This window comes from Ramlibacter sp. AN1133, from assembly GCF_037890035.1.
Lineage (GTDB): Bacteria > Pseudomonadota > Gammaproteobacteria > Burkholderiales > Burkholderiaceae_C > Ramlibacter.
Genome location: NZ_JBBKTQ010000062.1, coordinates 1 through 428, shown reverse-complemented (window position 1 = coordinate 428; position 428 = coordinate 1). Strand labels below are relative to the sequence as shown.

Annotated in this window: 1 pseudogene; it reads right to left on the bottom strand. The window is 69.6% G+C overall.

The window, feature by feature from the left end:
• Window positions 1–428, bottom strand: a pseudogene (locus tag WG923_RS30360) (2,3-epoxybenzoyl-CoA dihydrolase); the annotation flags it as partial.

The following is a 428-nucleotide window of genomic DNA, read 5'->3' as shown; positions in this document are numbered from 1 at the left end:
GTCGGGGCTCATCGCCACGCGCTCCTCGATGGCCAGGCGCGTCTCGTCGGACCAGTCGATGTCGTCGGGGTTGCTGGTGACCAGGCCCAGCGCGAAGGCGGCATCGGCATCCAGCGGCTGGCCGATCTTGGCGCGCACCGCCTCGATCGCAGGCGCCTCTTCATAGAAGCGGCGCTGCAGCCGGCTCTGGCCGGTGGCCATGGGGTAGAGGCCGAAGTTCGTCTCGCCCACTTCGATCTTCGGCGCGGCCGACGGGTCGGAGGGCAGCGCGAGCTGGTAGCTGCGGTCGCAGGCGAGCGCGAACTCGAGGAAGCTTCCCGCGAAGCAGGAGCCCTGCTCGATCAGCGCGAACAGGCTGCGGCTGGAAACGTCGAAGCGGCTGAAGGTGCGGCGCAGGTGGCCGATCGTCTCGCGCACGAGCCAGTGGT